General features: G+C 33.4%; 11 protein-coding genes. 3 read left to right on the forward strand and 8 right to left on the reverse strand.

Features of this window, described 5'->3' with window-relative positions; translation table 11 throughout:
* Positions 1 to 788 precede the first annotated feature (788 nt).
* The 3 genes from J2743_RS03205 to J2743_RS03215 form a co-directional block, all read right to left on the reverse strand.
* Positions 789 to 1067: a hypothetical protein gene (locus tag J2743_RS03205; RefSeq protein WP_209625128.1), complete on the reverse strand. Its 279-nt coding sequence runs from the start codon at positions 1065 to 1067 to the stop codon at positions 789 to 791.
* 236 nt (positions 1068 to 1303) lie between these two features.
* On the reverse strand, positions 1304 to 1807 hold the full coding sequence (locus J2743_RS03210; RefSeq protein WP_209625129.1) for an NUDIX hydrolase: 504 nt from the start codon (positions 1805 to 1807) through the stop codon (positions 1304 to 1306).
* A gap of 253 nt (positions 1808 to 2060) precedes the next feature.
* Positions 2061 to 2765 carry a peptidoglycan-binding protein gene (locus J2743_RS03215; RefSeq protein WP_209625130.1) on the reverse strand — a complete coding sequence of 235 codons (705 nt, stop codon included), beginning with the start codon at positions 2763 to 2765 and terminating at the stop codon, positions 2061 to 2063.
* A gap of 936 nt (positions 2766 to 3701) precedes the next feature.
* Between J2743_RS03215 and J2743_RS03220 the strand changes: the two genes are divergently transcribed.
* Positions 3702 to 3920 carry a TIGR04165 family Cys-rich peptide gene (locus J2743_RS03220; RefSeq protein ID WP_209625131.1) on the forward strand — a complete coding sequence of 73 codons (219 nt, stop codon included), beginning with the start codon at positions 3702 to 3704 and terminating at the stop codon, positions 3918 to 3920.
* 255 nt (positions 3921 to 4175) lie between these two features.
* On the opposite strand, the gene J2743_RS03225 is transcribed toward J2743_RS03220, so the two are convergent.
* Positions 4176 to 5099, reverse strand: coding sequence for a 3'-5' exoribonuclease YhaM family protein (locus tag J2743_RS03225; RefSeq protein ID WP_209625132.1), 924 nt, complete (start codon positions 5097 to 5099; stop codon positions 4176 to 4178).
* Positions 5100 to 5274: 175 nt separating this feature from the next.
* On the opposite strand from J2743_RS03225, the gene J2743_RS03230 reads away from it, so the two are divergent.
* The gene (locus J2743_RS03230) at positions 5275 to 6765 is read left to right on the forward strand and encodes an MBL fold metallo-hydrolase (RefSeq protein WP_209625133.1); all 1491 of its coding nucleotides are present in this window, start codon (positions 5275 to 5277) and stop codon (positions 6763 to 6765) included.
* 117 nt (positions 6766 to 6882) lie between these two features.
* On the opposite strand, the gene J2743_RS03235 is transcribed toward J2743_RS03230, so the two are convergent.
* The 3 genes from J2743_RS03235 to J2743_RS03245 form a co-directional block, all read right to left on the reverse strand.
* A complete protein-coding gene (locus J2743_RS03235; protein ID WP_209625134.1) occupies positions 6883 to 8526 on the reverse strand; it encodes a HEAT repeat domain-containing protein in 1644 nt (547 codons plus the stop codon).
* A gap of 290 nt (positions 8527 to 8816) precedes the next feature.
* Entirely contained in the window at positions 8817 to 10223 is a 1407-nt protein-coding gene (gene murD1, locus J2743_RS03240; protein ID WP_209625135.1) for a pseudomurein biosynthesis peptide ligase pMurD1, read from the reverse strand.
* A 262-nt stretch (positions 10224 to 10485) separates the two neighbouring features.
* Positions 10486 to 10887, reverse strand: coding sequence for a response regulator (locus J2743_RS03245; protein WP_209625136.1), 402 nt, complete (start codon positions 10885 to 10887; stop codon positions 10486 to 10488).
* Positions 10888 to 11251: 364 nt separating this feature from the next.
* Between J2743_RS03245 and J2743_RS03250 the strand changes: the two genes are divergently transcribed.
* Positions 11252 to 12487, forward strand: coding sequence for an LL-diaminopimelate aminotransferase (locus J2743_RS03250; RefSeq protein ID WP_209625137.1), 1236 nt, complete (start codon positions 11252 to 11254; stop codon positions 12485 to 12487).
* A gap of 117 nt (positions 12488 to 12604) precedes the next feature.
* On the opposite strand, the gene rfbD is transcribed toward J2743_RS03250, so the two are convergent.
* Positions 12605 to 13441 (reverse strand): dTDP-4-dehydrorhamnose reductase, encoded by an 837-nt coding sequence (gene rfbD / locus J2743_RS03255; protein ID WP_209625138.1) that lies wholly within the window; start codon positions 13439 to 13441, stop codon positions 12605 to 12607.
* Between the last annotated feature and the right edge of the window lie 87 nt (positions 13442 to 13528).

A 13528-nucleotide genomic window follows, 5' to 3' on the forward strand; every position in this document is an offset into this window, starting at 1 on the left:
TCACTGCTAACTCCGACTTTCAGATCACTAGCAGAATTTTCATTGTTCACATTGTTATCTTGGTCACCAACTGCACCTGAAATAGGAACAGCCGCAAAAACCATACACATCATACATAGTACTGCATAAATAGAGCTTCGCTTAACGAGCTTAATCTTAATCATACCGCCTCCGAGTTTCAAAAAAAGTCTATATAGACTTTCTTATAATCATTTCATTAAAACAACATCACTTATAAAGCTTTCGAAAAAAATCAGCAAAAAAAGGCCTATCATAGCTCTGTTTTTAATTTAAAGCTCATTTTAAGGTTTTCAATCATGCTGGTTAGAGAAAGCATCTTTCCTTTAGTATTTTTAGTAAATCAGCTCATTTTATAGTTTGTTTATAGAAAATAAGAATATCCAATCCATTTATAACAATAGCTGCTTATCTCATATAACTTCTAAAAAGAGTTTATTGTTCAGTTAATTTTATAAATAAGATTAAAATAGACTTATTGGTTAAAAACAATCATTATAGTTGTTAATTAAATTTAAACGATCTTAAGGTCTTTTTTTATAATTGAGGTTCTATCCATTTATTTTAATAATTTTCGGCTTTTTAAAGGGAATGTTTAATAACTTTCCTAGGAATTTATTCTGTGGGTTCTGATAGTAAGTATGGTTATATACACTAATTTTTAAGTTTATATAAAAAAATTGAGAATGAGTGTTCCTTTAATGGGATTAAACTTTTATTAAAAATAAATATTTGTAAATTATAAAAGTGTTAAAAATTTTTTAATCATTTTAGGATGTTTCTGTGTTTTCTCCCAATTTGAGGCGATTGATATTTTCAGATATCCTTAAAAGATAGTCAGTTAATTCATCGATTTTTACCGCCACAACTGATTCAGTGATCTCCTCCATTTCTGGATCATTACTGGTGTCATAAACTTTAATGGTGGTTTCTGTGAAATTTTCCATGTTAAACCTTTTAATTTTTTCCATTGCTACTTGAAGGTCTTCATATGCTTTTAATTCACCTAGAATGTAATTTCGTTCATTTACTAGTTCTTCTAAATTCACTGAATTTCACCCCTCAATTTCTGTTTAAACAACTTCATCATAATCCATTAAGAATCACAATATTCCAATTGGTATCAAATCTGATATTGATTCTGTTAAGGACATTATCATATTACACATTGGTTTAAAAGTTTTTTGTTTTATATAAAAATTATTCTAATATTTATGCATTTACTTGTTTAGTAATCATAAATAAAATATTCCTTTGAATGAATGATTTTTGATGATTTGATGATTTATTTTTTTATGATTTTGTCCATGGAACTTTGTATGGACTTTAGCCATGGTTTGACACTGCTAGTAACATTATTTTTCTCATCTTCGTGGTCATTATCTGTAGTTGTGACTTGATTGGTTACAAAGTCGTATAACCAGTCTGCCATGTCGTATTCTGGTAGCTTTTCAAAGAATACCCATGCATATCCCTCATGTTCATGGCTGAGTTTGATGTTACCTTCGATGATCGAACCAGACATGATAATGTGAACTGCTCTAATCACGTGTAGATTTTGTTCTGATACTCCAACAACATGATCCAGGGATATTCTGAGTTTTGTTTCTTCATAAACTTCCCTAATCAGTGCATGGTCAAAGGATTCTCCCTGATCAACTTTTCCTCCAGGAAGTTCCCATTTTCCAGGGTTAGTTTTAGAATCTGTGGATCTTTTCAAGATAAGAACTTTACCATCTTTATCTGTTAATAAAACCCGCACAGAGAGGCCAAAAACATAATCAATCATTTTAATCCCCTTATAAATCGGTTAAAAATTACTTCTCCATGATTTTATCCACAAAATACTATTTCTAAAGTACTTATAATGATTATTCCTAAATATAATTTAATAATGTTTATTTTAATATCATTACTATTAAATTACTATTAAATTACTATTAAATTACTATTAAATTACTATTAAATTATTTTAAAAAAAAAGTTGAATCAACAGTTGTGGCGTACAACTGCTGAATATGGATTATTTCAATCCATTGGGGTTAACTGCTTTTAATCACAGCTGCTGAAGAACCGTGACTTGTGGCATAATACCGGTTTGAGTATCCATTGCCTTTGTAGTCGTAGTCAACCCAGCTGTTACCATTCCAAACTTCGACAGAACGATGGTTGGATGAGTAACTGTTTGAATACTGGACGATCCTTGCTTTAGTACCGGATGATGTTAGTTGACTGTACAGCATGTTACTGTTATCCCAACAGTCCCCGGTTCCTTTTCCACTGCTCCATCCACTGCTGGACGAATAACCACTGGAAGAGTAACCACTGGAAGAGTAACCACTGGAAGAGTAACCACTGGAAGAGTAACCATTACTTCCGTAGGACGCTTCAGTAGAACTGTAGCTACCACCGGTAGTTGAGGAGCCGCCACTTGATGCCTGTAGTTGTCCACTGACTAAATAGTCCATGTACTCACGTGAAACATTTCCAACGATTCCGTCTTCTTTTATTCCAACGTAACACTGGAAGTCTTTCACGGCTTGTTCAGTATAATTACCAAACTGGCCATCGATTTTACCAGTGTAGAATCCCTGATTTTTTAACCATTTCTGCAAATCAGTGACATTTTCTCCTTTCATCCCAATTTCCAAGTTGTGGTCAGTACTTGCGTTAGTTACGACCGTATTTCCAGTATCTGAACTTTCCGTAGCCCCCACTGCGGGTAGAGCTATGAAAAGTGCACACATTGCAATAACTATTGCATGTGTGAATTTTCGCCTAATTTTATCGCCTCCGTGCCCTAAATCTTAAAATAAATGATTTAGGACTTTTTAACACAGTCACATCACATGCCCATGTTATATAAAGCTTTCGGTCTATTTTTATTTTTAAGGCCCATTTTAAGCTTATTTTTTTAAATAGAGAGCTTTAAAAGGTTTTATTATTGTCATTAATTGGAAGATACCATATAATGTTTAAAGTTAGAAAATATCTGTTAATTATGGCTGATTCCAAAAAATAATAGTTTTTAATCATCTTTTTAATAGACTGTTATCTATTCATTTATTTCATTCTTACAACATCGGAGATTAAGTTTCATTAACAGCACTGAAAAATTGTTTTAAACCATAGAACTTTCTTATATTGATTCAATTAAACATTCACGACTTTAAATTTATTTAAAAAAAAATTGTTAATTGGGTTATTTTTCCTTAAATTTTCATAGAAATCTCCAAAAGTTCGTAGAAATTTTTTTATTAAGGGGTATTAGATTTTATAAAGGGCTATTTTTAAAAAAAAGTTTTTGTTGTATTGGTATAAAAAATTAAGGGAATTATTTACCAACTTATAAAAAAAATCTTAAATAAATAAGGAATATCCTCCATTTTTCAGATTAAAATTTAGGACTTTACCTGTTGTTTATAAATTTATTATTAATAATTCATTTTTTTCAATAAAAAGTATCGATATAGGTTTTTTGTTGTATCAACAAACAGTTTCATTTCAATGTGATCTGAACATGGTCATTAAATACAAAACTATAAATATTAGTTCGCATAATAACTTACGTTCGGAGATACACGAACTATAAGTTCATATCCTATAAAAGAAATAACATTCCTGTGTAAAGTATCTCAACAACTCCGATGATGTAATTTAAAACTATGTAATAGAGGGTTATTATGAAAACTGAAGATTTAAACCAGAAATGTCCTATATGTGGGTGCAAGGATAAAAACATATCTCAAACAAAAAATAAGGAACAAAATTTAGACATGTGTTACATCCCCCATATTCCTGATGGTGCCGTGGGAGTAATACGCTGCTCTGAATGTGGCCATATATTTGAGTACTGTAAAAACAGGAAACTGAAACAAGAAGTTAAAAAAATAGAGATTTAAAATAACGATTAATGTTCCACTTTTTTAATTTTTTCTCTAATTTTTTACTAAAGGGAAGATGCATTTACTAACTGGATTGAAACCTCCATAAAGCTAATATAAATATAATTATGACTACAATAAGAACTACAAAAAGAATTTTAGTAATGAGTAGACTTTTTTCCCTTTCTTTCTGGAAGTTTTTCTCATATTCATCTAATTTCCGGTTAATATCATCTAAAGCCAATGTCATCCTCTCTAATCATGTAATTTGCTTTAATTTTTTGGGGATTGTTTCGTTTGGAGAATCCCTCTGACTTTAGCATCTAGATTATCAGCATGATGAAGGGCAACCGCTTCAGGAGTTTGGGGATTTACTGGTGAACCCCATCCATTCTGTACATCACCATGATGACTCAACATTATATGCAAAAGCTGCGTTTGAAGATCTTCAGGCATTTCAATCTTACAGTCTCTAATCTTCTCTTTAACCATGTCACAGGATATGAATAAATGATCCAGTAATCTACCTTCACTGGAAATATCTATAGTCACCAGATCATAATCATAGGCCTTTAACTTACCAATATCATGTAATATTGCCCCAGTGTAGAGTAAATCCTGGTCTATTTCAGGAAAAATTTCACATGTTTTTTTGCAAATCATCAAAACCTCTACTGTGTGTTCTAATAATCCCCCCAGATAGTTATGATGATAGATTTTGGCGGATGGGGCATTGTAGAATTCATCAGTGAATGTTTCATCACAAAAAAAGGCTTTAAGAAGATTTTTCAGATGTGGATTCTTAATTTCATTGATGGTTAGGAAGATTTCATTGACCAGTTCATCTTGGTCTTTATGGGAAGTTCGTATATAATCATCCAGATCATATTCATCCTTAGCCATTTTCTGGAAACTGTCAACTTTTATACTGAAGTTGCCAGAATTACGGGGAAACTCATCAACAGTTCCATTAATAGTATAAATACTCTTTTTTTCAATACCCTGATAAATATCATTAGCACCCTGATTAGGAAACATACGTGCAGTTATTTGGCCAGTTTTATCGGTTAAACTGAACTCTATATAATCTTTCCCATTTCTGGCTGTTTTGATAGTTTTATCTGCTATCACAAATGAGGTTTTAATCCTTCTAATCTGGTTCAAATTCTCTATGAAATCTTCTTCTTTTTTAAACATAAAATCTCCTTCAACCATTACTACATAATTTAGAATTAAAACTACATAAATAGGACTAATGAATTTCCTTAATGTATCTGGATATGCTAAAGCAATCTCTTTTATATTAATAATAGATAGATCAAAATGGATATTTAATAAATAAAATGGGCCATTAGCAGGGAGGCAGGTGATTTTGACCAATATTAATTTTTTTGGTGGTGTGGATGAAATTGGTGGCAATAAAATCAGGGTAGAAGGAAAAAACGAATCTTTCTTCTTTGATTTTGGTATGGCATTTTCAAAGGCAAATGATTACTTATCAGAGTTTTTACAACCACGCAAGGCCAATGGAATTCTTGATTTTGTTGAATTGGGCCTGTTACCCTGCATAAAGGGTATTTACCGTGAGGATTACTTAAGGCACGTGGGACTTTCCTATCCCAAAGAGCCTTCAGTGGATGGTGTTCTTATCAGCCACTCCCACGTTGATCACGTGGCTTATGTCCACCATTTACGGGAAGATATCCCTATTTATCTTTCCAATGAGTCATATTTAATTTTAAAAGCCCTGGAAGATACTGGTACATCATCCTTCTCAGAATATCTTCACTTAAAGAAAACATTTTATATGAGTCCTAAAGTACGTGGTGATGGGTATAAAAGAACCAGTACCAAAATAAAACGTGACATCCGAATTGTAGAACCTTATAAAAAGTTTAATATTGGTAACTTCCAGATTAAATCTGCTCCAGTTGACCATTCCCTTCCCGGGGCCTCGGCTTTCATTGTTGAAGGAGAAGAAGAGACTATCGTGTACACTGGTGATCTTCGATTTCATGGTCGGAACCCTGAACTTACACGTAAATTCGTCAGGGAAGCAGCAAAGGCCAATCCAACCATCATGATCAGTGAAGGGACACGTATTGATAAAAAAGAAAATATCAGTGAGGATGAAATTGAACAACGTGCATCAAGTGAAATTGCCAAACATAAGGGTCTGGTGGTGGTTAATTATCCTGTAAGGGATCTTGACCGCTTATTAACCTTTTACAAGGTTGCTCAGGATACTGAAAGAAAACTGGTAATCAGCCTTAAACAGGCCTATCTTTTGAAGCTTTTCCAGGGAACGGATAATGTTTATCCAGATTTATCTGATGTGATAATCTACAAACCCCGTAAAGGTTGGGGTCTTATTGGAGATGATAATTTTGCCTGTGTTGAAGATGAATGGTTGTGTGCTGATAAAATGGGTGCAAAAGAATCCCTCCGGGACTATAAAAAATGGGAGAGAGAATTTTTAGAATACGATAATGTCATAAACTATAAGGATCTCCAGGAAAACCCACAGGATTATATTTTTCGCTGCGATTTTTTCGAGTTGAAAGAATTAATCGATATAAAACCAGCAAATGGTGTATATATCAAGTCCAGTACCGAACCATTTGATAACCAGATGGAAATAAATGAAAAGAAGGTGCATAAATGGTTAAAGTTATTCAACTTACCTTTATTTGATAAAGAGTTCCATGCATCTGGTCATGCCAATGGTCAGGAGATTTTAAACATGATTCGTGATATAAACCCAGAAAAGGTTTACCCGGTACATACTGTTTATAAAGATAAATTCAAAGAACTATGTGATGATGGGATCGAAGTAATTTACCCCATCCTTCATAAAAATTAAAAATTTTGTAAAATGAACTTAGAACTAAAAATCGTTAATAATGGACCGTACTAATAGCAATTGACTTAACTAATTAAAAAATGGAATTAACAACCTTAAAATATGACCATGGAGACATTACTTTGAACTCATTGTTAAAATAACTCCCACTATTAAAGCAACCATTAACAGGACGATCATACTTATTAAAGGTTTATCACTGTTTTTTATACCCAACCATTTTATGAAATACATATTTTCATCTTTTTTGGGAGTTTCCTGCCCCATTTTTTCGTTTTTTGTTTTAATTTTGTTTTGAACAGCTGCTGGAGATGAATTTCTGGATTTGCCTTTTTTGGGGGTATCTGGTGGAGTTGATGTTTTAGATAACTTTGATGTGTGAACTTTCATAGGTTTTGAATTATTTAGAGAGGAAGTTTGTTTAGTATCTGTTTTTTTATCATTTCCTAAAGGTGTAAACTCAGTGTCATCAACAGTTTTCATAGTAAAAGTTGTATTTTCATCAGAATTATCCTGTTTAGAAATATTTGAAGATTCAACCGTCCCAGTTGTAATCCCTGTAATCTCCGGTTTGGTTTCTAATGATCTTATTTGGGATTCTTTAGTTTCTTTGGGTTTAACTTCAGATGTACCGGTTATTTCAACTTCTTTATTGGAAGATCCAATTTCAGGTGTTTCAACTTCATCTAACTTTACACCTGATTGTACTTCTGGTGATTCACTGCCAGATTTTATTACCTGCGAATCTTTAAACATCAATGGATCTGATATATTTTGTGATTCTTCTGATTTTTTTCCTTCGGATATTTCTCCTTCAGACAATTTTCCTTCAGATACTTCTCCTTCAGATACTTCTCCTTCAGATACTTCTCCTCCAGATACTTCTCCTCCAGATACTTCTCCTCCAGATACTTCTCCTCCAGATACTTCTCCTTCAAATACTTCTCCTTCAAATACTTCTCCTTCAGATACTTCTCCTTCAAATACTTCTCCTTCAGATACTTCTACTCCAGTTGATGGTAGCAGATGATCCTCATGGATCGTTAAATTCGATTCTCCTTTAGTAAGTGAAGATTTTAAGGATTTGTTGGGATCTGTTGATTCATCAGGTGAAGAAATCCTGAGTGGTTTTGTTTTCCTTTCTTCCTTGATTTTGATCAAACCAGTTTCATGAACCGGTTCAGAAACTTCAGTGGTGACGTTAATAGATTTATGAATGTTGTTCCTATAGTTCTCTCTATTTCTCGATTTAAATCCATGTTTTTTTGATTTAATCTGATTTACGGCAATTTCAGCGTATAATTTAAGGGATCCGTTTTCTTCTTTTATAACTTTATCTAAATGTTCTAAAGCTCTTTCATCACCAACAGCTGCAAGTGCTTGAGCTGCTTCCTGTCTTATTTTTTGATCATCATAATATAATGCATTGACAAGACCTGTAACATCTTTATTTTGTTTTAATTGAGTTACATTCGGCTCAGAATAATAGTAATAACGCCGGTAATAGGCTCGGTTTTTGACAAGGGGCTCTTTTTTAGGGGATAACTCTGATTTAACCTCAGTTTTTCCATCATGTGACTTTTTTTTAAGTTCTTTGAGAGCATCAGATTTTACTTCATCATGTTTTCTTTTTCTTAGACCATCTAGGTTTTCCACGTACACTAAAGGGCCATAACATTCACATGCCACAAAATCTTCTGAGGATTCACCCTCCTTAAGTTTATAGTAACCTCCACAATTTTGACAGATTAAATAACCCATTATCTCACCAGAAATGAACCATATTATATTTTACTAATGATTTATCATAATATTAATTGGCAGACATTTAAATAAATTTTTTTTAGCATATAAATTGACTAACACCGCATGAAATTTTCTTAAAGTGGTTTTTTATCTTTAAAAAAATGTTTTATTCAATTATATTCTAATATTGCTCACTTATCAACAACAAAGCTTCAAAAAAAATTCTTGAACTTATGCATAGAACTTAATAGGGAATATATTATTAAATTGATTAGTACGATCTTAGTGATTAGTTTTTGAGAATATTATGAGTACTTTTTGCATCCAGTTTCCAGTCCCTTGATCATTTTAGATTTAAGTTCTTCGTAATTGGTTATGGCTCCAGGACCTATATGGAGGATAATATCCCCTGGTTTTGAATGTTTAATGGAAAGTTCACCCGCTGTAACCATATCTTCAACAGCTATTTTGAGACAATTTGAATCTTTAGCACCACGTAGTACCTCATTAGCAGATTCCATATCAAGAATACCAGTGGTTTCATTGTATCCGCTGGCAATAATTACATGTGCATGTTTTCCCAGTATTTTTCCAATCTGGAATTTATCCCGGGGATTGGTACTGTCAGGGTTATCTATTAAAATTATTAAATTAGAATTGCCAGTTACAGGAAACTCTTCTAAGGTGGAGAGGATACCTTCAGGTACAAAAGCAGCATCAAAATGAACTTCACGATCAGAATATTTTCCTATGTATTCTAAATGTCCGGATATTCCTTTAAACTTACTCAGAGCATCTTCAATTGATTCCACTTTTAAACCATAGGCAAGTCCCACAGTTGCAGCTGCTACTGAATTTTCGAAGTAATATCCGCGAAGATTAAATTCTGTTTTAAATTCTCCTTCACGTGATTTTATTTTATATTTTATTTCAATGTTACCATCTGCAAGAACACCTGAAACATCACATAACTGATTTCCAGTGCAGTAAAATATGGGTTTTTGAGTTGATTTTAATAGGTCTTTGCATTGTATATTGGAAATCAGAATATCTGTGGAATGGGTTATCATGAGTTTTCTCTGGATATATTTTTCCAGGGATCCTTCAAATTCCGATAAATGGTCTGAATATAAGTTAGTCATAAGACCAATCTTAAGTTTTAACTCTGAAAGTAGGCGGATTGTTCCATGGGGAAGTTCTAAAACAGCAATATCACTTTTAATATGGTCACCGTTAATAATTCCTTCGACTATCACTTCACTGAGAAGATTGCCTGATTGGGAGGAACAGGTCCATACGTTGTAACCAGCATTTTTAAAGATTTCAGAAATGATATGGGTGGTGCTGGTCTTTCCAAGGGTTCCGGTTACTCCAATAACATCCATATTAATTGAATTTTCTAATATTTTTGCTATGTCCTCATTAATCAGCAATTTTAGTTCATTATCCACCAAGTAATGTCTGATTGTAGACTCCTTGGGTATGTTAGGAGAAATGTAGAATGCATCAACATCTTCAATGTCAGTGGGATCATCCCATCCCAATTGAAGATTCACACCTTCTTCTTCCATTTTTTTTAAGGTTTCTTGCACATCCTCTGGAAAATCTTCAAACTTTTTTTGATCAGTAATCATAACTTGATGACCAGCATAATTTAGAAGTCTGGCTGCTGGTCTCCCAGCGTTACCTGCACCAATAACAACACACTTCATATGTATTATCTCCACACTTAGATTCAACTTACCGTTAAATATACTTTAACATGACTTCAACCCTAATTGAAACTATATTGGTTATAGTTAGTAGTATCCAAACTAGATCCTAACATTATAAACTACTATAAAATGACACCAAAAGTTTGATATTAAAATTCTATCTGTTAATGATTATTATTAGATTTGCCATATATTAAAATTTATTCTATTTCTAACACTCTCTGTAGGTAATACTTAATAAGATAAGATTATACGATTTTTAGGAGGATAAATGATAAACACGAGCAATAGAATGCATTATTGCATTTGATAAATCTTGTCCATCAAATTCTCCCTTGAAAAGGTATTCCTGAGCACCCTCTTTTAAGGTTTGCAGTGCAATTTCATCATTGAAAAGGGCAGTGAATATTACAATAGGAACTTCCGGAGCGTTATTATGTACACTTCTAAATGTGGAAATACCTTCACTATCTGGGAGACGCAGATCCAGTAATACCACATCGTAGTTACTGGTTTTTAATTCAATAAGACCATCTTGAAGTTTGTAACAATGAATTAAAATGTAATCAAATTCTTTTACTCTCTCCAACATTGCTTCTAATGCTCTGGCATGATTCGGGTCGTCTTCAATCAGAAGCACCATTATGGGCCTACTTTTCACGTTATGTCCCCATTAAATGACTTATCCATTTAAATGTTATTAATTGATTATTTGCTATCCATAATTAAATCATTCTAAAAAAAGGTAATCACAATTAATAAATATAATAACCTTTTTGAATAAGAATTTTCATAAAAATATGACTCATTTGTTGATACGAAACCTATTATTAATGGTTAGTAATTTAACTTATTATCCTAAAAAACCAATTAAACTTATTATATTATAAAATAAACTTACGATATTTTACGATAAATATATACGGTAGTTATCTTCAATTTTGTGAAAAGAATAAGTATATGTTAAGGAGAATAATTGATGTACTAAAGTTATAACATTTTTAAAAGGATAGATGTGGTAGAAGATGACCGTGAAAATTAACGAAAACTATCTGTTACTGGAAAGCAATTACATTTTTATTGAAATTAATCAACGAGTTGAAAAATATCAAAAAGAAAACCCTGATGCTGAAATCATCCGGATGGGTATTGGTGATGTAACCCGACCTTTACCCAAAGCAGTAACCAATAAATTCACTGAAGCAGTGAATGAAATGGGTAAAGCTGATACATTCCATGGTTATGGTCCAGAACAGGGATACGATTTTCTAATTGAAACAATAATCAAGGGGGATTATGAACCTCGCGGAATTAAACTATCCAACGAGGAAGTGTTCGTCAGTGATGGTGCTAAGTGTGATACTGGTAATATTCAGGAAATATTTGACCTGGAGAACATTGTAGCAGTTACTGATCCAGTTTATCCTGTATATGTGGATAGTAATGTCATGGCAGGACGGACAGGACCCATGGAAGAAGGTGGTCGTTATCAAAATCTGGTTTACATCCCCTGCACAGAAGATAATGATTTTATACCTGAACTTCCCAAAACACCTGTTGACTTGATATATCTGTGTTACCCTAACAATCCCACCGGAACTGCATTGACCAAAGAACAACTTTCAGTGTGGGTGAATTATGCTAAGAAAAACAATTCCATCATCTTATTTGATGCAGCCTATGAAGCTTACATCAGGGAAGATAACATACCACATAGTATTTATGAGATTGAAGGTGCCCGTGAAGTGGCCATAGAGTTCAGAAGTTTTTCAAAGAATGCTGGTTTTACAGGCACACGTTGCGCATACACAGTAGTGCCCAAAGAAGTGATGGGTTATGATAATGAAGGCCATCCTCATTCTTTAAACAGTTTATGGAACCGCAGACAGACCACCAAATTTAATGGAGTTTCTTATCCAGTACAGGTAGCTGCCAGTGCAGTTTATTCACCGGAAGGGCAAAAAGAGATCAATGAATCCGTTGATTATTATATGAAAAATGCCAGTATCATTAGGGAAAGTTTAAGAGCTCTGGGTTTGAGTATTTATGGTGGAATTAACTCACCATACATCTGGATAAAAACACCGGGTGATATGGATTCCTGGCAATTCTTTGATCTGTTACTCAACGAAGCCCACGTAGTAGGCACCCCTGGTATTGGTTTCGGTCCAAGTGGAGAGGGATATCTCAGATTAACTGCTTTTAACACCCTGAAAAATACCAAAGAAGCTATGGATAGGATATCCAATCTATCCATTTAAATATTTTTTTAATTTAACCAATTCTTTATTCAATTTCTTTATTTGAATAATTATTTAATTTAATTCCTTTATTTCACTAATTCTTTCATTTTTTGTAAAAAATCAATGGAAAATTAATTACAACAAACTCATGTAATCCTTTAAAGCTTCTTTATAACTCCGAATTTTGTCGTATCCTTCCATTTTCCAGTTATAGTTTTCAAGAACAGAATATTTAGGTCTTGGAGCTGGACTGCCAAATTTTTCTGTGGTTACAGGATTCAGTTCCACATTTTTCCCGGCGATTTCGAAGATTAACTGGGCATATTCAAACCATGAACAGTGGTCACTGTTGGTAATATGGTAAATACCATAGGCTGGTTTTTCTATTAATTGAGCAATGGATTTTGCCAGATCAAGAGTGTAGGTGGGAGATCCTATCTGGTCGCTTACAACTGAGATCTTATCATGGGTTTTGGCTAATTTTAGCATGGTGGTGATGAAGTTGGGTCCGTGGAATCCATATAGCCATGATGTTCTGACTATGTAAAACTTGTCCAGTAGGTCACGGATGTAGACTTCACCTAAATGTTTAGTTTTACCATAAACACTTAATGGATTGGTCTGGTCGTATTCATAGTATGGACTGCCTTTATCACCATCAAACACATAATCTGTACATATATAAACCAGTGCACTGTCAGTTTCCCTGCAGGCCACTGCCACGTTCCTGGTTCCCAGAGCATTAACATGATATGCAAGATCTGCTTTGGATTCACTTCCATCAACATCGGTAAAAGCAGCTGCATGCACTACCACATCAGGGTTAATGTTTCGGACGGTTTCAATGGTTTTATCTATATCTGTGATGTCCAGAGTCCAGATAGTTGTGGTGCTGATATCGTGGTTCGCTGATAAAACATCCACTAAATCATGGCCTAACATTCCTTCAGAGCCTATAATCATTACTTTCATATTTTTCAACCCATTAAAGTTTATTAATCCTATTGTAAAAATATTAATCCATAATCGATTCTGAATTTTAAACTTAAGTAGAGTATT

The organism is Methanobacterium petrolearium, assembly GCF_017873625.1.
GTDB lineage: Archaea > Methanobacteriota > Methanobacteria > Methanobacteriales > Methanobacteriaceae > Methanobacterium > Methanobacterium petrolearium.

What these genes read in the sequence shown, in the direction of transcription:
- J2743_RS03220 (WP_209625131.1), top strand. Translation starts at nt 3,702, where the DNA reads ATGAAAACTGAAGATTTAAACCAGAAATGTCCTATATGTGGGTGCAAG.
- J2743_RS03235 (WP_209625134.1), bottom strand. Translation starts at nt 8,526, where the DNA reads ATGGGTTATTTAATCTGTCAAAATTGTGGAGGTTACTATAAACTTAAG.
- J2743_RS03210 (WP_209625129.1), bottom strand. Translation starts at nt 1,807, where the DNA reads ATGATTGATTATGTTTTTGGCCTCTCTGTGCGGGTTTTATTAACAGAT.
- J2743_RS03225 (WP_209625132.1), bottom strand. Translation starts at nt 5,099, where the DNA reads ATGTTTAAAAAAGAAGAAGATTTCATAGAGAATTTGAACCAGATTAGA.
- rfbD (WP_209625138.1), bottom strand. Translation starts at nt 13,441, where the DNA reads ATGAAAGTAATGATTATAGGCTCTGAAGGAATGTTAGGCCATGATTTA.
- J2743_RS03250 (WP_209625137.1), top strand. Translation starts at nt 11,252, where the DNA reads ATGACCGTGAAAATTAACGAAAACTATCTGTTACTGGAAAGCAATTAC.
- J2743_RS03215 (WP_209625130.1), bottom strand. Translation starts at nt 2,765, where the DNA reads ATGTGTGCACTTTTCATAGCTCTACCCGCAGTGGGGGCTACGGAAAGT.
- murD1 (WP_209625135.1), bottom strand. Translation starts at nt 10,223, where the DNA reads ATGAAGTGTGTTGTTATTGGTGCAGGTAACGCTGGGAGACCAGCAGCC.